Consider the following 19,169-nt stretch of genomic DNA (forward strand, 5'->3'; position numbering starts at 1 on the left):
GTCCGGGCGGCAAGCAGCGCCTCGACAGCAGTCTCGTCGTCGACCCCGATCTCTGCGGGGGTGGTCGGTGCGCCGATCGTTCGCAGGGAGTCGCGGATCCCCCGCCAGTCCCCGCCGTGGAGGTACATCGTTATGATGGCCCCGATACCGCACTTCTCCCCGTGGAGACCTTTGCCGGGCGCGAGCCGGTCCAGCGCGTGGGAGAACTTGTGCTCGCCGCCGCTCGCGGGCCGGGACGACCCCGCGATGCTCATTGCAACCCCTGAGGAGACCAGCGCTTTCGTCACGAGCCAGGCGCTCTCCTCGGAGTGCGGTTTGATGAGGTCGGCGTTCTTAAAGAGGATCTCGGCGGTCATCCGGGAGAGCGTCAGCGCGTACTCGGAGAGCGGTTCGCCCCTGAGCCGGTGGGAGAGCTCCCAGTCGAGGATCGCGGTATGGTTTGCGATGATATCCGCACACCCGGACGCGAGCAGCCGGTGGGGTGCCGACGCGATGATGGCGGTATCGGCGACGACCGCGATGGGCGGCTCGGCGGCAAGCGAGACGTTCCCCTCGGGTGTCGGGACCGAGGCCCGTGACGAGGCGATACCGTCGTGCGACGCGGCGGTAGGGACGCTGATGAAGTGGCGGTCGGTGTTGTAGGAGGCGATCTTCGCGATATCGATGACCCGGCCGCCGCCGACGCCGATGACGAACCCGGCCCCTGCCGCCGCCGCTTCGGCCTTCCTGATCGTCTCGAGGGGATCGCCGGCGGCGGCTGAAAACGTCGTAACCTCGTAAGAGCCGGCGAGAAGCGCCTCGACCCGTTTCCCGGCCACGTCCCGCGTCTGCTCTCCCGATATGATGAGCACAGCATCGCCGAGATCAAGGTCTTCGCAGACGGCCGGAACCTGCCCGATGACATCGTGACCGATGACGACGTCGCGGGGGAGCTGCATCCATTTGGACTTATCGAAGACCTTTGTTCTGAGTAAGTTTATGCCGCCTGCGCTCATTGAGATCAGTAATGATTAGGGAGTTCCTCTACAAATACTACATCGATCCCATTCGTTACGGCCAGGCGTATACACTCGTCGATACGCTGACCTACGCCCTGATACTCATCGCAGCGGTCTATATTGTCTACCGGGGCCTCCGGCGGTATAAGATTGCTGTCGACGACGAACTGGTGCTTGCGACCCTGCCCTTCGTCGTCCTCGGCGGGCTGCTGCGGGTCGTCGAGGATACCGGTATGATCACATCGGACTTCCGGTTCCTCCTGATCACCCCCCTGATCTTCTTTACGGTCTTTGTAGTCGCGGCAATAGCCCTCTTCGCCGGAAAACTCGCAGAGAACGCGGGGCTCGTCTCCAGGTACAGCCGTGTCTACGGGGGCGTCGGCATCGTCGCCTGTCTTCTTTCCACCGCGGCGCTCGTCTGGTTCGGCCTCACCGAGACGACGATCGCGCTCGACGTCCTCGCCGCCATCCTCGCGCTCGCGTCGGTCTCGTCGCTCGCCCTCTGGGCGCTCCTCGTCTACGGCGCGAAGTGGGACTACGCCTCAAACATCCTCTACAAACTCCTCATCTTCGGGCATATGCTGGATGCGAGCGCGACAAGTTACGGCATCGATATCCACCCCGTCCACTACGTGGAGCAGCATGTCGTGGGCTCGAACCTGATCGAGGCGACCGGTACTGCGTTCTCGATGTTCCTCCTCAAGATCGCGGTCCTCATCCCGGCTATTTATATCCTCGAGATGTACAAAAAAGAGGGAAGTCCGGGTCTCTGGCACCTCATCCTGCTTGCCATGATCGTCGTCGGCATGGCGCCGGGGATACGGGACATGGTACGGATGGTGCTCTATGTCTGAAAACTCGCTTGCCCGCGCTACGCTCCTCGCGGCCGTCCTCTTCGCAATCTCGATAGGCCTCGGCGCCTTTGCCGTGGCCCGCGACCCGACGGTCGGTATGGAGGTCATGACCCTCTTCCGCGACCAGGTCGCAAGCCAGCTCCTCTCCGACTCCCCGCCGGTCCTCGCGTTCAAGATATTCTTAAACAACCTCGGCGCCTGCACCCTCCTCTTCCTCGGAGGAGCGTCGCTCGGGATCGTCACGGTGCTGATCCTCACGACGAACGGGCTCCTGATCGGTGCGGTGGCGGAACTCATGCGGCAGCAGCAGGGCTCGCTCTTCATCGCGGCGGCGCTCATCCCGCACGGCATCTTCGAGATCCCGTCGTTCCTCATCGCGGGCGGTCTCGGGCTCCTCCTCGGCCGGGCGCTCATGACCGAGTGGCACGGCGGGGGCGATGCAGCCGCTGCGGCGGTACCCCTTGCCCGCCTCTTTCTCCGGATAGTCGTCCCGCTTCTTGCGGTTGCGGCGGTTGTAGAGGCATTTATTACGCCAGTAGTCCTAGTTATGATCGCTTAAGAGAGGCAGATCAACAATTTTTGAGGTACGAGACGGATGGAAGAAGATACTGGCGCACTTCCCCGGAAAGATGATTTTTCACGGTGGTATAACGAGATCCTCTGGCGAGCCGAGATCATGGACGTCCGCTACCCGGTCAAGGGACTGTACGTCTGGTATCCCCACGGATTCGCCATCAGGAAACGCGCATACGGGATACTCAGGGACCTGATGGACCGCGACCACGCGGAGACGATGTTCCCGCTCCTGATCCCGGAGACCGAGTTCATGAAAGAGGCCACGCACATCAAGGGCTTCGAGGACGAGGTCTACTGGGTCACTCACGGCGGCAAGAACGAACTTGATGTGCCGCTCGCGCTCCGACCCACGAGCGAGACCGCCATCTACCCGATGTACTCGCTCTGGATCCGGTCGCACACGGACCTGCCCCTGAAACTCTACCAGATCGTCAATACGTTCCGCTACGAGACGAAGCATACCCGCCCGCTGATCCGCCTCCGCGAGATTACGTCGTTTAAGGAGGCGCATACCGTGCACGCGACGCGGGAGGAGGCGGCGGCGCAGGTCGAGGTCGCGCTCGGTCTCTACCGGGAGTTCTACGACAACCTCAGGGTGCCGGTGATCGTATCCCGCCGCCCCGACTGGGACAAGTTCCCGGGCGCCGATTACACCATCGCGGTCGATACTATCATGCCCGACGGAAAGACCCTCCAGATAGGGACGGTGCATATGCTCGGCGACCACTTCTCGCGGACCTACGAAATCACCTACGAGGACGCAGATGGAGAACAGCAATACGCCTACCAGACCTGCTACGGCATATCTGAACGATCGATTGCGGCGATCATCAGCGTTCACGGCGACGATAAGGGGCTTGTGCTGCCGCCTGAGGTTGCGCCGATCCAGGTCGTCATCGTGCCGATCATCGTCGGAAAACGGCGCGACGAGGTGCTCTCGGCCGCCGCGGCGCTCGAGGAGGAACTCAAAGAAGCCGGGTTTGTCGTGAGGCTGGACGACCGGGATATGCGCCCGGGCGCGAAGTACTACCACTGGGAGATGCGCGGGGTCCCGCTGCGGATCGAGATCGGGCCGCGGGACATCGACGCGAACACGGTCGTCGCCGTCACCCGCGACGGCCAGAAGACCAAGCTCGACCGCCGAGGCGCCGTCGAGGGAGTCTTCTCGGTCCTCGCCGGGTTCCGGGAGGGGATCTGGGAGACGGCGCGGCAGGCGATGGCCGACCGGATCACCGTAGCGGCGACCCTCGAGGAGACCGCCGAAGCGGTGAAGAACGGGGTTGCGGTCGTCCACTGGTGCGGATCGCAGGAATGCGCAGAAAAGATTGAGACGGCGGTGGATGCAAGCATCCTCGGGTCCGATATCCGCTCGGACCAGATTACCGTCTCTGACGGCCCGTGCGTCGCCTGTGGCGGCAGGGGCACGTCCACTCTGGTTGCCCGGACCTACTGATTCAGCAGGCCGGGCAGGTGTACTCTCTCGGGTACTCGGGGGACGAGAGGTCCCCTGAGATCATTGCTTTTCCGCCCGAGATGAAGATCCTGCCGCACTTCGAGCACCGCTTCGGGAGCAGTCGTTCCCAGCGGCGCATAGGAACTTCCAGAGTGAATCGCATCTTCTCCGCGTCCGCAGGGTCGCTCTGGAGAAGTTCCTCGTACCGGGAGATGACCTGCATAACATGGAGCGGGTTTGCTCCCTCGTTGCAGAACCGTTTAAAGACAAAGAATTGGAAGATCATCCATCCGAGGTCTGAGCGCTCGAGGGTCTCCTCATACTCACTGCACGTTCCGTCGTCTTCATCGAGGGAATACCCGCAGAGGGGGCAACGCCCGCCCACAAGTTCGTCCAGGAAGACCTCTTCGTGGCAGCTGGGACAGGTCGTGTGGGGGGTATGCATTCTGGAAGTCATGATGTTGGCCTCATACCATTTACTCTCTCCGAAGACACGGGCGCTGCCTCGTGCCTCCTGAAAGTATTCCACGCTTGAATGCGCGGGCTCTACGATTGCCTTGAGGTTTTACTACGTATTGCGCTGGTAGTGCTCTTATACATGTCGAATGCTTCATCCGGATCTCCTCGCCCGATAGTGCGAGATCCGTGCCGTCTGGTGCTCGCGTTCTGTGCCGGGCCTGCCAGAGGTGGGGCGATCGGCGGCGCCCGCACGGCGGGTAACCCCGGGATGAAGAATAGTGAAGATGCGCCGCGCGATCGCCTGAAAGAACGAAGGAAGGCAGAGGCATGGCCAGATGATCCTGCCGAGACATTGTATCCTGTCTTCCGGGCCCCGGTGTGGATCGTCACATCACACGGAAGCACGCGAAGAGCAGGGCGGGAGAGAGGAAGACTTCGCGGCCTTCCGCGTGAGGCAGAGGTGCGCCTGAAACCACGATTGAGTCTGCGCTCTCCGGGCTCCAAGCGTGAAGACCGCCCCTCCCCGGACCCGGGCCCCTGATGCGAAAAACGTGGCCGGGAGTCTCAAATTGCCGCGCCGTTCACATCCGGTTTAAGGCCTCCCTCCCCGACATCCCGATCTCGACACGGCGCTGCACCGCCGGGAGGTTTGCCGCCTTCACCTCGGCGTCCATGAGATCGTCGAGGGTCTCCAGGGTGGACTCCTCAGAGACGCCGACGATCGCTGCGGGAACGCCAAAGACTGCCAACGCCTCGATATCGAACCCCTCGGTCCCGATCATTCCTTCGTCGGTCACCCAGGTCATCAGGCTGGTCTCCCCGACCGGGATGACGTACCCGAACGCGTCCTTATAACTGAGCCGCGTCCGCTGGTGACATAGGATCTGCTGAGCCATGGCAGTCGGGATGCATCCGGGAGTAATAAGTGTATGCCCTGTTCCCGGGGTAACAGAAGATTCTTGAGATACAGCGACAACCACAGACTACCCATACGGGAAGACGGTCGGGGTGGGTATGACGCCGCAACTGCGAACAGTGCTTGATGACGTGCTCGCCGGCCACCGGCTCACCGAGGAGGAGGCCGTCCAGCTCCAAAAGACCCGGGACCGGGGCGTCCTGGATATCGCCGCTGCCGCGGACGAACTCCGGGAGCGGATGGTCGGCAAGACCGTCACCTATGTCAGGAACCAGAACATCAACGTGACCAACCTCTGCGTGAACGCATGTGGGTTCTGCGGGTTCTCCCGGAAGCCGGGCGACGCAGACGCGTATCTCCATGACGAGGTCGCCGTCAGGGAGAAGGCCCGGGCGGCACGTGAGCGGGGTGTCACCGAGGTCTGCACGGTCAGCGGCCTCCACCCGGACTTTGACGCGCAATCCTACATCGATATCATATCCTGGATACGGGACGAGGCGCCGGGGGTCCACATCCACGCGAGCAACCCGATGGAGGTGGCCTACGCCGCACAAAGAAGCGGTATCTCAACGCGGGAGGTGCTCATCGGGATGAAGGCCGCGGGGCTCGGGACGCTCTGCGGGACCGCGGCCGAGATCCTGGTGGACTCTGTCCGCGCAGTGATCTGCCCGGATAAGATCGATACCGCGACCTGGGTCAGGATCATCAGGGAGGCGCACGACCTCGGCATCCGCTCGACGGCGACGATCATGTACGGCCACTGCGAGTCGGTGGAGGACCGGGCCCGGCATCTCGCGATCCTCAGGGAGATCCAGGATGATACCAGGGGGTTCACCGAGTTTGTGCCCCTCTCGTTCATCCACGAAAACACCCCCCTCTACCGGGCGGGACTCGCACGGCCCGGGGCGACCGGGAGGGAGGATATCCTGATGGTCGCGGTGGCCAGGCTCTTCCTCGACAACATCAAAAACATCCAGGCGTCCTGGGTGAAACTGGGGAGGAAGATGGCGGAGATAACACTCCTTTCCGGCGCAAACGACCTCGGGGGGACGATGTTTGAGGAGAGCATCTCACGGAGCGCCGGCGCCCGGGGGACAGACTACCTGGACCCTGCCGAGATGCGGCGGATGGCCGAAGACCTGGGGCGGACGCTCCGGCAGCGGACGACGACCTACGAACTGGTCCGGGGGGAGACCGTAGCCGGAGTTATTCCTGGAAGTTGCGCATGACGCGGTAGCGACCCAGGGCACCTAACCTCAGGTATATCGGGGGGCTCCGGAGTCCGACTGTCGCCAAAGGCCGGGCGGGAGAGAGTCCGGATCCGGCATCCGGCACGGGGATTCATCAGAACATAGAAAGAGAGTGCTGGGCAACCCGCATCAATTTCACCCGGAGATGCTGGATCGTATTATTCCAGGAAAATTATATATATCCCAAAATCAAGGATGCCTCCTCAAAGCCGGTCAGATACCGGCGTTTGGGGGAGAACAATATGGTAAATGGTCTTGTGGGTCTTGCGATCCTCTTCTTTGTACTGGCACTTGTCTTTGCCATACTCGGGGCACGGGGCGTTGCAGGAATCTCGATGTCGATTGCGAAGTGGCTGATCATCCTCTTCATCGTGCTCGCTATAATATCGCTGCTGCTCTGACCACTGCCGGGGGCTGACGGATGGTCCGCTGGCCCCCAGCGACAACCTCACCCTTTTGCGGCAGGCGCGGTCGGAGAGCAACCTCGTTCATACCCGGCGCTCGCGGAGCCCCACCGGCCCGGGAACTCTTCCCTTGCCTTCAGTCATCAGGCTGGAGGTAACTGATGATCTTACCTGCAACCTGCCGGGCCTGCTTCATCGCCCGTTCGTCCTTGCGGACATCCCCCGGCGCATAGCCCTTGCCGCAGACGTAGCCGAGGTATGAGAACTCATGGGAGTTTAAGAACCCCTCGATGGTCTCAAGCGCCCGCTCACCCCCCCGGTCGGCGCAGACGGCGACGCCCACCGCCTTCCTCCCCGCAAGCCTCCTGTCATGGTAGAGGGAGTAGGTCCGGTCGATCAGGTTCTTCGTCTGGCCGTTGACATCGTAGTAGTAGGTCGGGGCGCCGAGGACCAGCACCTCGCAGTCGATCATCTTCTCTGCAACGCCCGCCCAGTCGTCATCCTCAGTCACGCACCATTTCGCCTCTTTGCAGGCCTCACAGCCGGTGCAGGGCCTGATGTCCATCCCGGCAAGCGAGAGGTATTCGGTCTCGATACCCGCCTCCCGCACCCGGTTGAGGATGGTGGTGACCAGCAGCGCGGTGTTGCCGGTCTTGCGCATACTTCCGGAGATCCCGAGAACGTTCATGGTCTAATGCACGCGCCACTCATTCTTGATTGTTGCGATGCGGGCATCAAGGTCCAGCCTCGCGAACGCTGCGAGGAGTTCGGGGACCGGGTCTCCAGGACGGGAGAAGAGGTGCGAAGCACAGGCGCAGTCGCTGCACCCAAACCCGGGGACGCACGCCCCCCCGATGGCGCGGGCGAGGTCGCACTCACAGTCCCGGTCGGTTGCGGCGGTGACGACGGCGGCAGGCGCAAAGTGCGGGTTAAGGAGGAGGTAGTCGATGTGCCACCGGGGAGGACGGTCCCGGCAGCGGGCGAGCCGCAGGTGCCGCCTCACCCTGGCAAGCCCCCCGCTCCCCCGAGCCGACCCGACGTAGATCTGCCGGCCCGCGGGGAACTCCCGCACTCCGAGGGCGCCGATCCTGACCTCACAGCATGGGTTTTCGAGGACGAGGGCGTAGACTCCTTTATCCATAGAAGTGGAGCGCTTCCCGGGCGGCCGCGATATGCCTCCCGCCGCCCGTGGTGGCGGGCTCCCCGTGCCCGGGGTAGAGGGCCTCGACGTCGAGCATCGTCAGGCGTTCGATAGATGCCGCGAGCGCCTCCCGGTCCCCGCCCGGGAAGTCATAACGCCCAAACGACCCGCCGGTAAAGACCGTATCCCCCGAGAAGAGCACCCCAGTCTCAGCGTCGTAGAGGCATATCCCGCCCGGGGTATGCCCGGGCGTGTGGATCACACGGAGGCTCCCGACCCGGTCGCCGTCCCGGAGGGTGGTGTCGGGGACGATTCCGGGCGACCGGGCGCCGAAGAAGGCGGCAAGGCTCCGTGCATCATCAGCGAGGCCGGGTGCGTCCGCCTCGTGGATGCAGACGGTCGCATCGTTGCAGATCCTGGCGATCTCTTTGATGTGGGCGATATGGTCGTAGTGAGCATGGGTGATGACGATCGTCTCGATCGCACCGGCGTAGGGTTGTACGGCCATCGGGAGAACGCCTGCATCCACAAGGACGTCTCCATAAACAAACGAATTGGCGTAGGTCGTGCCGCTCGCGATCCACCGGACTGACATGCAGACTAATATGGCCTCCCGACAAATGTTTCTTATGCATACCCTGATCTCTGCATGCCTGCGCGGGGTTCCGCCCGAGGTGGAGGCGGTCGCCCGGGAGGAGGGACTCGTCCCGCACCATGCCGCACGGGCCGTCGCCCGCGGCCGGATCGTCATCCCTGCAAACCCCGTACGGCCCCACAGGCTCTGCGCCATCGGCGAGGGGTGCAGGGTGCGGGTCAACGTGAATATCGGGACGTCGGGCGTCAGGTGCGACGAGGACCTCGAGGTCGAGAAGGCGAAGGCGGCCCTCCGCGAGGGGGCGGACGCACTGATGGACCTCTCGACCGGCGGCGATCTCGCCCGTATCAGGCGCCGGATCCTCGCTCTCGACGCACCCGTCGGCACGGTCCCGGTCTACGAGGCGGTCCGGCGAGCCGGGAGCGCGGCAGACGTCGACGCCGACCTGCTCTTTAAGGTTATCCGGGAGCACTGCCGGCAGGGCGTTGACTTCCTGACCCTGCACTGCGGCGTGAACCTTGATGCCCTCGCATCGCTCCAGGCCGATCCCCGGACGATGGGTGTCGTCAGCCGGGGCGGGGCCTTCCACGTGGCGATGATGGCCGCGACCGGTGAGGAGAACCCGCTCTATGCCGAGTACGACTACCTGCTCGAGATCCTCGCCGAGCACGACGTGGTCATAAGCCTCGGTGACGGGATGCGCCCCGGTGCGTTCGTGGACGCCACCCATCTCGCGAAGACGACCGAGTACCTGGCGCTCGGGCACCTGGCGAAGCGGGCGCTTGCCGCCGGGGTGCAGCGGATGATCGAGGGGCCGGGGCATATCCCGGCCGACCAGGTCGGCTACAACGTCAGGATGATCAAAGAACTGACCGACGGCGCCCCGCTCTACCTGCTCGGCCCGCTCGTGACCGATGTGGCGCCCGGCTACGACCACGTGGTGGCGGCGATCGGCGGCGCGCTCGCCTGCATGCACGGCGCCGACTTCCTCTGCATGGTCTCCCCGAGCGAGCACCTGGCGCTGCCCGACGTCCGCGACATCGTAGAGGGGACGAGGGTGGCGAGGATCGCCGCACACGTCGGGAGCCTCTCCCGGGCCGCCGGGAGCACCAGGAACCGCGAGATCCGGATGGCGGAGGCGCGCCGGAGCCTCGACTGGGAGAAGCAGTTCGAGGCGGCGCTCTTCCCGGAGGAGGCCCGGCGCATCCACGAGCGGGACGGGGAGATCGAGACCTGCTCGATGTGCGGCGACCTCTGCGCCATAAAGACGGTCCGGGAGATCCTCCGGGTCCCGGAAGAGCGGATGGACCCATAACCCCTGTTTTTCACAGCCTTCCCGGCAGCGTCCGTGCGTGCAGCATCATAGCCGCCGCCATGAAGAGGAGGGCAAACCCTGCAAGGACAGCGATATCGACAGCGATGGGGAATGTGTTTGCTTCCCCAAGAGAGTAGCGGACGATATCGGTGAAGTAGGTCAGGGGCGAGAGAACGGCGACCAGTCTCCCCCAGACCGGCAGGCTCTCGACCGGGATGAATATGCCGGAGATGAAGATCAGCGGGAACTTGATCAGCGACGAGAGCATCATGATGTTCTGCGGGGCGTTTGCCGGCGGGACCGAGAGGAGGGTGCCGAGCGCCGAGAAGCAGACGGCACCGAGGAGGATCCCGGCAAGGAGCACGGCAGGGTGGCCGACGGCCACGCCGAGGGCAAGGGCGATCCCGACCGGGACGAGCGTGATCCCGACACCGAAGACAAACGAGGCGAGGATATCCCCAAAGACCAGCGCCGGAACAGTGATCGGGGCGGCTGCCAGCCGCTCAAGCGTCCGTGCCTGGGCCTCCCAGGGGAAGATCACCGGCGAGACCGCCGTCGCCGTGAAGAAGAGCGTCATGGCAAGCAGGCCCGATACCAGGAACGGGAGCGACGCGAACCGGTTTCCCACCGAGAAGGCCAGGAAGAGGAAGAAGGGTATCAGGAGACCGAAGATGACGACCGGCCCTTTGACATAGTAGATCCTGATATCCTTCTTCGCGATGACGAAGGAACGGCGCACCTGCCCGGCGATCTCGGGGGGCCGCATCACCCGTCACCCGCCGTGATGGAGAGGAAGACCTCGTCAAGCGTGGGCGCCGGCGTATCCAGGGAGAGGATCCGCGCCCCCTCTGAGTGTGCGAATGAGACGATCGACTGGATAGCGGTATCGATATCCTCAGCCGAGACCCGGCAGCGGCCATCGGTTCCCGTAACGCCGGCGATCCCGGGGAGCGCGGCGAGCGTTCCCGTGTCCACCCGGCGGTCGAAGCTGACGAGAATCACGGCGATCCGGTCGATCGTCCTCTTCAGCTGCTCAGGCGTATCGATCGCCGCAATCCTCCCGCGCCTGATGATCCCGACCCGGTGGCAGAGCCGGTTGGCCTCATCCATGTTGTGCGTGGTCAGGAAGACGGTCGTCCCCGCCTCGTTGAGGCGCTGGAGCATGGCAATGATCAGGCGAGTGCTCTGCACGTCAAGACCGCTGGTGGGTTCGTCGAGGAAGAGGAGCGGAGGCTCATGCAGGAGCGCCATACCGAGAATCAACCGTTGCCGCATCCCTTTGGAGTAACCATGCACCCGGTGATCCTGCCGGTCCGAAAGACCAAGTTCGGCCAGCGTCTCCGCTATCCTTCCTTCCGCCCGGGTGCGGGGAACCCCATAGAGGTCTGCTGCGAGGAGCATGTTCTGCCGGCCCGAGAGGTCGAGATAGGCGTTGGCGGTCTCGGGGACCGCCCCCATCTGCTGTTTTGCCGGCACGGGGTCACGCGCGATATCGTACCCCATAACGCGGATCGATCCCGCGTCCGGCCTGATGATCCCGGTGAGCATCCGCACGATCGTCGTCTTTCCGGCGCCGTTCGGCCCAAGGAAGCCGAAGATCTCCCCTCTCCTGACGTCGAAGGAGACGCGATCGACCGCCACGGTATCGCCGAAGCGTTTTGTGAGGTCCCTGACATCGATGGCGGTCGGTCCCGCGGTCATGCCCCTTCCTTCCCGGGCAGGGGCAAAAAAGTTGCGTCAGACTCGTCCTACGCCGAGGATCCTGACCGCGAGCAGGGCGGCGTTCTCGCCGTTATCCACCCCGACACAGGCTACCGGAACGCCTTTCGGCATCTGGACGATCGAGAGGAGGGCGTCAAGCCCCATCAGTTTCCCGCTCACGGGAACACCGATCACCGGCCGCTCTGTCTTTGAAGCGACCACCCCCGGGAGGGCCGCCGAGAGCCCGGCGATCGCGATGAAGACGCGGGCGTCGCTTCCCTTCACGTACCCGTCCAGCCGCTCCGGGTCACGGTGCGCCGAGATCACCTGGTAATCGTAGGATACGCCGTGTTCCTGTAACTTCGCAAACACCTTCTCCGCGACGGCCTCATCCGAGGCGGAACCGCAGATTACCGCGACATCAACCATACCTCCCTCTGGTATGCTCCTGCCCCCACATCTCTTTGTCGATATCGCACGGTGGAGAGGTTGATATCAATCCACATCCAACAACTTTTGCGATTAATAGCGTCTGTCCTCGACGAGACGATATGGACTGATCTCTCATGGAACATGAACCACTCCTGATGATCCCCGGGCCGGTACCCGTTCCGCAACGGGTACGCGCCGCAATGACACAGCAGGCCATCAACCACCGTGGTCCCGAGTTTGGGGCCGCGTATGCGGACACTGTCCGGATCTTAAAGACCCTTTTTGGCACCGAAAACGAACTCTACATCATCAGCGGCTCCGGAACTGCCGGAATGGAAGCCGGCGTCGCGAACTTCGCGCGGGACCGATCGATCGTCTCGCTCGTGAACGGTAAGTTCGGCGACCGTTTCGCAAAGATCGGAGAGCGCTACGGAAGCAGCGTCACCATCCTCGAGTCCGATTGGGGAACCCCGCTCGACCTTGAGGGGCTCGAGCGCGAACTCGAGGCCGGGGCCGAAGTCGTCACGATGGTCCACAACGAGACGAGCGCCGGGATCAAGAACCCCGCACCCGAAGTCGGGAAACTCGCCCGGAAGCATGACGCGCTCTTCATCATGGACGGGGTCACCTCCATCGGCGGCGACGACGTCCAGATGGACAGGTGGGGCGTGGATATCGCCGTCGTCGGGTCGCAGAAGTGCCTCGCCGCCCCGGCGGGTCTCGCCGCCATCGCTGTCGGCGAACGTGCCTGGGACCAGATCGCCGAGAACCGCCCCTTCTACCAGGACATGGCCGCCTACCGCAAGAGCGGAAGCAAAGCCGCAATGGAGACGCCCTACACCCCGGCGGTCCCGCTCTTCCTCGCGCTGCACGAGGCGTGCAAGATGATCGAGGAAGAAGGCGTTCCCGCCCGGATCGCCCGCCACCGCCGGATGGCAGACGCCGTCCGCGCCGCGGCGAAGGGATGGGGCGTCGACCTCTTCCCCGAACTCGACGCACACCACGCCTACTCAAACACCGCGACTGCCATGCGGATCCCGGATGGCGTCACCGACCAGGCCCTCCGGGGGACGGTCAAGAAGTTCGGTATCGAGATCGCCGGCGGCCAGGACCACCTCAAGGGCAAGATCTTCCGGATCGGCACCATGGGCAGTGTCGGGGCGCAGGAGATCCTCGCAACCGCCGCAGCCGTCCAGTACGCCCTCCGGAAGTCCGGGTTTGCGGCCGGCGAGGGTGTCGAGGCGGCTGCTGAGGTGCTGCTCGGATGAAGATCGGGATCGCAGACACGACGTTTGCCCGGGTGGACATGGGCAGGGTCGCCATCGACGAGATCCGGAAGCATGCAAGCGTGGGGATTGAACGCTACGTCGTCCCCGGCATCAAGGACCTCCCGGTGGCGTGCAAGAAACTGATCGAGGAACGGGGGTGCGACCTCGTCATGGCGCTCGGGATGCCCGGGGGCGCGGAGAAGGACAAGGTCTGCGCCCACGAGGCTTCCCAGGGCCTCATCCTCTGCCAGCTCATGACCAATAAACACATCATCGAGGTCTTCGTCCACGAGGACGAAGCCGGGGACCCAAAAGAACTTGCCTGGCTGATGGAGCAGCGGACCCGGGAACACGCCGCAAACGCTGTCCGGCTCGCGTTCTACCCAAAGGAACTCGAACGGCTCGCCGGGACCGGCCAGCGGCAGGGGTTCGAGGATGTCGGGCCTGCCCGCCCCTGATGTGAAAAGAGAAGATTATCTGATTATCCGGTGAGTACTACCATAGGGAGAGATTCAAATGGCGATACAACTTGGATTTGTCGTCGCGGAGTTCAACCGTGACATCACCTACATGATGGAGATCGAGGCCCGGGAGCACGCGAATTTCCTCGGGGCTGAGGTGACCGAGACGGTCTACGTCCCCGGCGCCTATGATATGCCGCTTGCGATCAAGAAGATGCTCGGAAGCGGGGACGTCGATGCGGTCGTCACCATCGGGTGCGTCATCGAGGGCGCCACCCAGCACGACGAGATCGTCGTCCAGCATGCCGCGAGGAAGATCATCGACCTCTCGCTTGAGTACAATAAGCCCGTCGCTCTCGGCATCTCCGGGCCGGGTATGACCCGGATGGAAGCGACCGAGCGTATCGACTACGCCAAGCGTGCCGTTGAATCGGCAGTGAAGATGGTCCAGCGATTGGGATGAGAGGCTTATCGGAGAAGATTGCAGGCATTGCTCCCTCCGCGACGATCGAGATCTCGAACGCTGCAAAGCGGATGGCAAAGGAGGGGATCGATGTCATCAGCCTCTCCATCGGCGAGCCTGATTTTGATACGCCGGAGCATATCAAGGATGCCTGCATCGATGCCCTCCGCCGGGGGGAGACCCACTATGCCCCGAGCGCCGGGATCCCGGAACTGACTGAGGCGATTGCGGAGAAGATCACCCGGGAGAACGGATTCCCCGCGCGGCAGGACGAGGTGATCGTCACCTGTGGAGCGAAGGATGCCATCTACGAGGCGATGGAGGCGGTGCTGAACCCCGAGGACGAGGTGCTCCTCCTCGATCCCTCCTGGGTCTCCTACGAGCCCTGCGCCAAGATCGCGGGCGCGAAGGTCCGGCACCACGCGCTTGACCCGGAGACCTTCCAGGTCGACGACACCCTTCTATCGGCAGTCGGTCCCCGGACGAGGATGATCGTGGTCAACTCTCCATCGAACCCCTCTGGCGCGGTGCTGAACGCGGACTCGCTCGGGCTGATCGCCGATATCTGCCGGGACCACGACCTCTTCGCGCTCTCGGACGAGATCTACGAGAAACTGGTCTACGGGAAGAAGCCGGTATCGGTCGCCTCCCTCCCCGATATGGCGGAGCGGACGATCACGGTCAACGGGTTCTCGAAGGCCTACGCGATGACCGGGTGGCGGATCGGCTACGCGGTCGCCCCGCGGGCAGTCATCAGGCAGATGGAGAAGGTGCAGCAGCACACCATATCCCACCCGACGACGTTTGCGATGTTCGGCGCGGTCGCCGCGCTCAGGGGCAGCCAGGACTGCGTTGAGGCGATGCGGCGTGAGTTCGAGCGCCGTCGCGACTACATCATCCCGGCGTTCTCTGATCTCGGTTACACAACCGCGCCTGCGGACGGCGCCTTCTACGCCTACGTCAACGTCGGGGGCGACGATATGGCGATCGCCCGGTCATGGCTCCATGACGCCCACGTTGCGGTCACCCCGGGGACGGCGTTTGGCACCCCCGGCTGGCTCCGGGTCTCCTACGCGACCTCGATGGAGAACCTCCAGGAAGCAGTCGGGCGGATTGCGCGGGTTTGACGGACTAATTTACCTTATTTTGTGCCCCTCGATGCGTGATGTGGAATATCAATACCCTCACGTGAAAGCGTGAAGGATAGGGGGATGGGGATGCGTCCGGGTTCTGCGGCAGGGGACCGCTCACCCCTCCTCACCGCTGCAGTCGCTGCAGTCTCTCGTAGTACTTGACCGCCTCGGCGGAGCGGTCGAGAGAGATGAGCGCCATCGTCATCCCGCTGAGCGCGTCGGCGTCATCGGGGTTCGCGGCGAGTGCCCGCTCATAGCATTCGAGCGCCTCCTCAGGACGCCCCATGATCACGAGAGCATTTCCTTTCATGCTCCAGATCTCCACCTTTGCAGGCTCGACCTCGAGCGCCCGCGTATAACAGGTGACGGCCTCGCCGTAGCGCCCGAGGATGAAGAGCGCAAGACCCTTATTGCACCACGCGTCCGCGTTCTCGGGGTTGGCCCGGAGTTCCTGGTCGTAGCAGACGAGCGCCTTGTCGTAGTGCGAGAGGATCGAGAGGACGTTTGCCTTGTTGTTCCAGACCCGGCGGTTCTCCGGGTCGATCTCGAGCGCCCGTTCATAGCAGACGAGCGCTTCCTCGTAGCGCTCGAGCCGGTAGAGCGCGTTTCCGTAGTTGTTCCAGGCGACGGCGTTCTCAGGTGCCATCCGGACCGCGGCCTGGTAACTCGCGACCGCCGCCTCGTAATTCCCGAGGGCGTAGTGACTCTCGCCCCGGTAGTAGCAGGCGCCCGGGTGGTCGGCCCGGAGCCTGAGCGCCTGGTCGAAGCACTCTACCGCCTCCTCGTAGCGCTTCAGGTTGAAGAGGACGCGGCCCTTCCGGTACCAGATCTCGGGATCGATGGCGTTCTCCCTGAGCGCCCGGTCAAAGCAGATGAGCGCCAAATCGTGGCGTTTCAGTCTCTGTAGCGCCATGGCTTTATGATACCAGATCCCGGCAAGATCAGGGTTGATCCTGAACGCCCGGTCGTAACAGTCGACCGCCTCCTCGTAGCGCTCCAGGTTCTGGAGTGCAAGGCCCCTGTTGTACAGGGTTCCGGCGTCACCGGGGCGGATGGCGAGCGTCCGGTCGAAAGACGCTATCGCCTCCTCGTAGCGTTTCAGCGTTGCAAGCGTGCGTCCCCTGGCGGACCATGTGTCGGCATGACCTGGATCGATGGCAAGCGCTTGATCGTAGGAGGCGAGGGCATCTCTGTACCGGGAGAGAAGAACCTGGATCGTCCCCCTGGCATACCAGGCATTTGCGTTCCCGGGATCGAGCGTGATGACCCGGTCGTAGCAGTCTATCGCCGCATCATACCGCCTATCGACGGCAAGAACCGTCCCCCTGGCAAGCCAGGCCTCGATGCGGCCCGGCTCGATAGTGACGACCCGGTCGTAGCATGCGAGCGCGTCGATGGTCCGCCCCATATTCCTGAAGGCGTGTCCCCGGATGAGCCAGGCATCTGCGCAGTCGGGTGCGAGTTTCACCGCCTGGCCGCAGTACCCGGCAGCCTCCTGGTAGTGCTGGAGGTGGTAAAGCACCTGACCCCGGGCGGCCCAGAGCCGGGCACAGTCAGGATCAATCCGGATCCCCTGGTCGAAGCATTCGACCGCCTCCCGGTAGCGACGTGCGGTGTTGAGGGCAAGTCCTTTGTGGTACCAGGCAGCGGCGGCATCGGCATTTAGTTTGAGGGCCTGATCGTAGCACTCGATGGCGCGATCGTACTGCCCCTGCTCGCCGTATACCCGTCCCTTCCTGCACCAGTCCTCGGCACTCTTCCAGGGAAGAACCATTTTGTGAGTGATGGTGATCCCCAAAACAAAAGGGTTTCGATAGGGACCGGGGGATCCCCGTCGGCCGGGAAGGAAATCATCACCTGCAGCCTCCCCTGCGGAAATATTCTCCTCATGTTCGGGGCTGTTTGGCAACGTATACATGTTCCGGGATCAAACCCGGGAACAGGAACAACCTCTCAGGCCGGATAAGCATGAAGAAGATGCGCGATCTCCCGAACCACGATCGTCCGCGCGAGAAACTGGCCTCCCGCGGAGCGGAAGCCCTCACGGATGTCGAACTGGTCGCCCTCCTCCTCGGGCGGGGCGTGAAGGGGCGGGATGTCTCGCAGATCGCCGGCGAAGTCGCACGCTACCTGAAGGATAACGGCGGCAGCCCGTCGTATAAAGAACTCCTCGCGATAGAGGGGGTCGGGGCGGCGAAGGCCTGTGAGATCATGGCCAGCTTCGAACTCGGGCGGCGCTACCTGGCAGACGACGACGGCGTCGCGGGAAGCCGGATCACCCGCCCCGATGACGTGCTCCCGCTGGTCAGCGAGTGGCGGGACCGGAAACAGGAGTATTTTCTGTGTATCACGCTCAACGGTGCCGGGGAGGTGATCGAGCGCCGGGTCGTCACCGTCGGGATCCTGAACCAGAGCCTCGTTCACCCAAGGGAGGTCTTTGCCGAGGCGATCACCGACCGTGCCGCATCGGTCATCCTGGTCCACAACCACCCCTCGGGGACCCTGGAACCCTCCTCCCAGGATATCGGCATCACCCGGCAGCTCGTCGAGGCCGGGTCGATCCTCGGCATCAGGGTGCTTGACCATATCATCATTACCAAAAAGAGCCACGTGAGCCTGAGAGAACTCGGGCACCTCTAGCCGCCGGGATCCCGGCAAATGGTTCTATTGATGCCCTTGCAGTCAGCGGCCGCGTTTGCCATGAAGACCGCCCGGGTCTTGACGGTTGGAGGGGCCGGCGGTCAGATATCAGTATTCATAGTGCCCCGGTAAGACCGGATGACCCAAACCCGGGAGGTCTTCTCCCGGGCACAGTTTTCCATCGGATAGCACCACGCACAGTCCCCGTCACTCTGGAGCGGGGAGGAGCGCACGCTCGGCCGGGCGGGGAGGGGACTACGAGGAGGGATCTACGAGTTCCGCCGCCTGCGGGGAGGAGGATCGCCCCCTCCCCGGTCCCCTCCCCCGTGGCGATTCCCACCACGGTCCACAGTATGGGTGATCCGGGGGCTACTCCGCGTTCTCCATCCATGCTGAGGTGGGTGGGGACGACCACCAGAACCGACATGGGGGTAACCGAGCTTGAACCTCGCCGATAGCCAACCCGGAACGCAGTGCACCCATGCTTGCGTTCACGCCAATGGGGGGAGACCCCCAGGGCGATTCCCACCACGGTCCACTCTCCGAGGACAAGCCTGAGGAGGGGCCGTTTTCATGCGTGCAGCCTCTCGCATAGCCCCATGCGGGTTTCACACAGCATGAGTTGCCTCACGCGGAAGTTCGCGAAGGGAGGCAGGAACTCCACAGAATTCGCGTCCTTCGCGTGAGTCAACCCGGGATATCCCCGATTTTTAGTTGCCCTGGAGCACTACCACGATCAAAACAGGATTTCCAACAAGACTGCCACCCGGCATTTCATCCGCCTGAAGAGGATTTGCAACAAAAGTCCCCGCTCTTTTCGAGGAAATCCCTGCTGTCCCGGATTCCCGTCCCCGGAAAAGTTTATCCCCTCTCGCTTGCTACGGGTATGCGAGGCACAATCGTCATGAATACTGGATTTCTCCGGGTGCTGCTCGACCCCAGGCGTTTCTTCGAGGAACGTATAAAGAATGAGCCGGGCCTGAAGGTACCGGCGCTGATCGTGCTCGTCTACGCGCTTATCGGTGCAGTCGCGGCCGCGTTGACGGTAAATGTGATCATCGCCCTACTGCCCGCGGAAGCGCAGGCCTTCGGGGCGATCGGGGTGGCTTT

At 63.4% G+C, this 19,169-nt stretch carries 21 protein-coding genes and 1 pseudogene; 12 read left to right on the top strand and 10 right to left on the bottom strand.

The features are described 5' to 3' along the window. The coding region (locus BP858_RS03270) for an NAD(P)-dependent glycerol-1-phosphate dehydrogenase (protein ID WP_286878829.1) at nucleotides 1-995 on the bottom strand (995 nt) is incomplete at its 3' end. An 11-nt stretch (nucleotides 996-1,006) separates the two neighbouring features. Here BP858_RS03270 and BP858_RS03275 point away from each other — a divergent pair. The 3 genes from BP858_RS03275 to proS are packed head-to-tail and all read left to right on the top strand — an operon-like array spanning nucleotide 1,007 to nucleotide 3,881. Beyond that, entirely contained in the window at nucleotides 1,007-1,852 is an 846-nt protein-coding gene (locus BP858_RS03275; RefSeq protein WP_074174958.1) for a DUF63 family protein, read from the top strand. Beyond that, complete coding sequence (locus BP858_RS03280; protein WP_214166998.1) at nucleotides 1,845-2,411, top strand: stage II sporulation protein M; 567 nt, start codon at nucleotides 1,845-1,847, stop codon at nucleotides 2,409-2,411. The genes BP858_RS03275 and BP858_RS03280 overlap by 8 nt, the downstream gene beginning before the upstream one ends. Before the next feature lie 36 nt (nucleotides 2,412-2,447). Further along, entirely contained in the window at nucleotides 2,448-3,881 is a 1,434-nt protein-coding gene (gene proS, locus BP858_RS03285; protein WP_286878830.1) for a proline--tRNA ligase, read from the top strand. A gap of 1 nt (nucleotide 3,882) precedes the next feature. Here the strand turns inward: proS and BP858_RS03290 are convergent, their stop codons facing one another. Together BP858_RS03290 and BP858_RS03295 are read right to left on the bottom strand one after the other, a co-directional pair. Next, nucleotides 3,883-4,326: a hypothetical protein gene (locus BP858_RS03290; protein WP_348635413.1), complete on the bottom strand. Its 444-nt coding sequence runs from the start codon at nucleotides 4,324-4,326 to the stop codon at nucleotides 3,883-3,885. A 595-nt stretch (nucleotides 4,327-4,921) separates the two neighbouring features. Then, nucleotides 4,922-5,236: a YunC family protein gene (locus BP858_RS03295; protein WP_014867378.1), complete on the bottom strand. Its 315-nt coding sequence runs from the start codon at nucleotides 5,234-5,236 to the stop codon at nucleotides 4,922-4,924. Between the two features lie 118 nt (nucleotides 5,237-5,354). On the opposite strand from BP858_RS03295, the gene cofH reads away from it, so the two are divergent. Then, the gene (gene cofH, locus BP858_RS03300; RefSeq protein ID WP_074174954.1) at nucleotides 5,355-6,485 is read left to right on the top strand and encodes a 5-amino-6-(D-ribitylamino)uracil--L-tyrosine 4-hydroxyphenyl transferase CofH; all 1,131 of its coding nucleotides are present in this window, start codon (nucleotides 5,355-5,357) and stop codon (nucleotides 6,483-6,485) included. Between the two features lie 263 nt (nucleotides 6,486-6,748). Next, nucleotides 6,749-6,907, top strand: coding sequence for a DUF1328 domain-containing protein (locus BP858_RS03305; protein ID WP_014867380.1), 159 nt, complete (start codon nucleotides 6,749-6,751; stop codon nucleotides 6,905-6,907). A 139-nt stretch (nucleotides 6,908-7,046) separates the two neighbouring features. Here the strand turns inward: BP858_RS03305 and BP858_RS03310 are convergent, their stop codons facing one another. The 3 genes from BP858_RS03310 to BP858_RS03320 are packed head-to-tail and all read right to left on the bottom strand — an operon-like array spanning nucleotide 7,047 to nucleotide 8,646. Next, the gene (locus tag BP858_RS03310) at nucleotides 7,047-7,598 is read right to left on the bottom strand and encodes a flavodoxin family protein (protein WP_062263862.1); all 552 of its coding nucleotides are present in this window, start codon (nucleotides 7,596-7,598) and stop codon (nucleotides 7,047-7,049) included. A 3-nt stretch (nucleotides 7,599-7,601) separates the two neighbouring features. Continuing rightward, nucleotides 7,602-8,051 (bottom strand): GIY-YIG nuclease family protein, encoded by a 450-nt coding sequence (locus tag BP858_RS03315; protein ID WP_062263865.1) that lies wholly within the window; start codon nucleotides 8,049-8,051, stop codon nucleotides 7,602-7,604. After that, nucleotides 8,044-8,646, bottom strand: a complete 603-nt coding sequence (locus BP858_RS03320) for an MBL fold metallo-hydrolase (RefSeq protein WP_074174953.1) — start codon at nucleotides 8,644-8,646, stop codon at nucleotides 8,044-8,046. The genes BP858_RS03315 and BP858_RS03320 overlap by 8 nt, the downstream gene beginning before the upstream one ends. A 25-nt stretch (nucleotides 8,647-8,671) precedes the next feature. Here BP858_RS03320 and thiC point away from each other — a divergent pair, with 25 nt between their 5' ends. After that, on the top strand, nucleotides 8,672-9,961 hold the full coding sequence (gene thiC, locus BP858_RS03325) for a phosphomethylpyrimidine synthase ThiC (RefSeq protein WP_214166996.1): 1,290 nt from the start codon (nucleotides 8,672-8,674) through the stop codon (nucleotides 9,959-9,961). 10 nt (nucleotides 9,962-9,971) lie between these two features. Here thiC and BP858_RS03330 read toward each other — a convergent pair whose 3' ends face one another. The 3 genes from BP858_RS03330 to purE are packed head-to-tail and all read right to left on the bottom strand — an operon-like array spanning nucleotide 9,972 to nucleotide 12,091. Further along, nucleotides 9,972-10,727, bottom strand: a complete 756-nt coding sequence (locus BP858_RS03330) for an ABC transporter permease (protein WP_062263871.1) — start codon at nucleotides 10,725-10,727, stop codon at nucleotides 9,972-9,974. Continuing rightward, complete coding sequence (locus tag BP858_RS03335; RefSeq protein WP_062263873.1) at nucleotides 10,727-11,662, bottom strand: ABC transporter ATP-binding protein; 936 nt, start codon at nucleotides 11,660-11,662, stop codon at nucleotides 10,727-10,729. Before BP858_RS03335 ends, BP858_RS03330 begins: the two co-directional genes overlap by 1 nt. Nucleotides 11,663-11,698: 36 nt before the next feature. Next, on the bottom strand, nucleotides 11,699-12,091 hold the full coding sequence (purE, locus tag BP858_RS03340; protein ID WP_286878831.1) for a 5-(carboxyamino)imidazole ribonucleotide mutase: 393 nt from the start codon (nucleotides 12,089-12,091) through the stop codon (nucleotides 11,699-11,701). Nucleotides 12,092-12,228: 137 nt separating this feature from the next. Between purE and BP858_RS03345 the strand changes: the two genes are divergently transcribed. The 4 genes from BP858_RS03345 to BP858_RS03360 are packed head-to-tail and all read left to right on the top strand — an operon-like array spanning nucleotide 12,229 to nucleotide 15,413. Beyond that, nucleotides 12,229-13,362 carry a pyridoxal-phosphate-dependent aminotransferase family protein gene (locus BP858_RS03345; protein WP_214166995.1) on the top strand — a complete coding sequence of 378 codons (1,134 nt, stop codon included), beginning with the start codon at nucleotides 12,229-12,231 and terminating at the stop codon, nucleotides 13,360-13,362. Beyond that, nucleotides 13,359-13,820 carry a riboflavin synthase gene (gene ribC / locus BP858_RS03350; protein WP_062263888.1) on the top strand — a complete coding sequence of 154 codons (462 nt, stop codon included), beginning with the start codon at nucleotides 13,359-13,361 and terminating at the stop codon, nucleotides 13,818-13,820. Before BP858_RS03345 ends, ribC begins: the two co-directional genes overlap by 4 nt. A 58-nt stretch (nucleotides 13,821-13,878) precedes the next feature. Further along, nucleotides 13,879-14,286, top strand: a complete 408-nt coding sequence (gene ribH, locus BP858_RS03355) for a 6,7-dimethyl-8-ribityllumazine synthase (protein ID WP_286878833.1) — start codon at nucleotides 13,879-13,881, stop codon at nucleotides 14,284-14,286. Further along, complete coding sequence (locus BP858_RS03360; protein ID WP_286878834.1) at nucleotides 14,283-15,413, top strand: pyridoxal phosphate-dependent aminotransferase; 1,131 nt, start codon at nucleotides 14,283-14,285, stop codon at nucleotides 15,411-15,413. Before ribH ends, BP858_RS03360 begins: the two co-directional genes overlap by 4 nt. 130 nt (nucleotides 15,414-15,543) lie before the next feature. Here the strand turns inward: BP858_RS03360 and BP858_RS03365 are convergent, their stop codons facing one another. Then, complete coding sequence (locus tag BP858_RS03365) at nucleotides 15,544-17,193, bottom strand: tetratricopeptide repeat protein (protein WP_286878835.1); 1,650 nt, start codon at nucleotides 17,191-17,193, stop codon at nucleotides 15,544-15,546. A 128-nt stretch (nucleotides 17,194-17,321) separates the two neighbouring features. On the opposite strand from BP858_RS03365, the gene radC reads away from it, so the two are divergent. Both radC and BP858_RS03375 read left to right on the top strand, forming a co-directional pair. Then, nucleotides 17,322-18,059, top strand: a complete 738-nt coding sequence (gene radC / locus BP858_RS03370) for a RadC family protein (RefSeq protein WP_082864869.1) — start codon at nucleotides 17,322-17,324, stop codon at nucleotides 18,057-18,059. A gap of 886 nt (nucleotides 18,060-18,945) precedes the next feature. Next, a pseudogene (locus BP858_RS03375) lies at nucleotides 18,946-19,169 on the top strand (YIP1 family protein); the annotation flags it as partial.

It is taken from the genome of Methanoculleus sp. UBA413, assembly GCF_002502935.1.
Classification (GTDB): Archaea; Halobacteriota; Methanomicrobia; order Methanomicrobiales; family Methanoculleaceae; genus Methanoculleus; species Methanoculleus bourgensis.

Excerpts from the sequence above, each read along its gene's own strand:
- BP858_RS03275 (WP_074174958.1), top strand. The coding sequence starts at position 1,007 with ATGATTAGGGAGTTCCTCTACAAATACTACATCGATCCCATTCGTTAC.
- BP858_RS03280 (WP_214166998.1), top strand. The coding sequence starts at position 1,845 with ATGTCTGAAAACTCGCTTGCCCGCGCTACGCTCCTCGCGGCCGTCCTC.
- proS (WP_286878830.1), top strand. The coding sequence starts at position 2,448 with ATGGAAGAAGATACTGGCGCACTTCCCCGGAAAGATGATTTTTCACGG.
- BP858_RS03290 (WP_348635413.1), bottom strand. The coding sequence starts at position 4,326 with ATGCATACCCCCCACACGACCTGTCCCAGCTGCCACGAAGAGGTCTTC.
- BP858_RS03295 (WP_014867378.1), bottom strand. The coding sequence starts at position 5,236 with ATGGCTCAGCAGATCCTATGTCACCAGCGGACGCGGCTCAGTTATAAG.
- cofH (WP_074174954.1), top strand. The coding sequence starts at position 5,355 with ATGACGCCGCAACTGCGAACAGTGCTTGATGACGTGCTCGCCGGCCAC.
- BP858_RS03305 (WP_014867380.1), top strand. The coding sequence starts at position 6,749 with ATGGTAAATGGTCTTGTGGGTCTTGCGATCCTCTTCTTTGTACTGGCA.
- BP858_RS03310 (WP_062263862.1), bottom strand. The coding sequence starts at position 7,598 with ATGAACGTTCTCGGGATCTCCGGAAGTATGCGCAAGACCGGCAACACC.
- BP858_RS03315 (WP_062263865.1), bottom strand. The coding sequence starts at position 8,051 with ATGGATAAAGGAGTCTACGCCCTCGTCCTCGAAAACCCATGCTGTGAG.
- BP858_RS03320 (WP_074174953.1), bottom strand. The coding sequence starts at position 8,646 with ATGTCAGTCCGGTGGATCGCGAGCGGCACGACCTACGCCAATTCGTTT.
- thiC (WP_214166996.1), top strand. The coding sequence starts at position 8,672 with ATGTTTCTTATGCATACCCTGATCTCTGCATGCCTGCGCGGGGTTCCG.
- BP858_RS03330 (WP_062263871.1), bottom strand. The coding sequence starts at position 10,727 with ATGCGGCCCCCCGAGATCGCCGGGCAGGTGCGCCGTTCCTTCGTCATC.
- BP858_RS03335 (WP_062263873.1), bottom strand. The coding sequence starts at position 11,662 with ATGACCGCGGGACCGACCGCCATCGATGTCAGGGACCTCACAAAACGC.
- purE (WP_286878831.1), bottom strand. The coding sequence starts at position 12,091 with ATGGTTGATGTCGCGGTAATCTGCGGTTCCGCCTCGGATGAGGCCGTC.
- BP858_RS03345 (WP_214166995.1), top strand. The coding sequence starts at position 12,229 with ATGGAACATGAACCACTCCTGATGATCCCCGGGCCGGTACCCGTTCCG.
- ribC (WP_062263888.1), top strand. The coding sequence starts at position 13,359 with ATGAAGATCGGGATCGCAGACACGACGTTTGCCCGGGTGGACATGGGC.
- ribH (WP_286878833.1), top strand. The coding sequence starts at position 13,879 with ATGGCGATACAACTTGGATTTGTCGTCGCGGAGTTCAACCGTGACATC.
- BP858_RS03360 (WP_286878834.1), top strand. The coding sequence starts at position 14,283 with ATGAGAGGCTTATCGGAGAAGATTGCAGGCATTGCTCCCTCCGCGACG.
- BP858_RS03365 (WP_286878835.1), bottom strand. The coding sequence starts at position 17,193 with ATGGTTCTTCCCTGGAAGAGTGCCGAGGACTGGTGCAGGAAGGGACGG.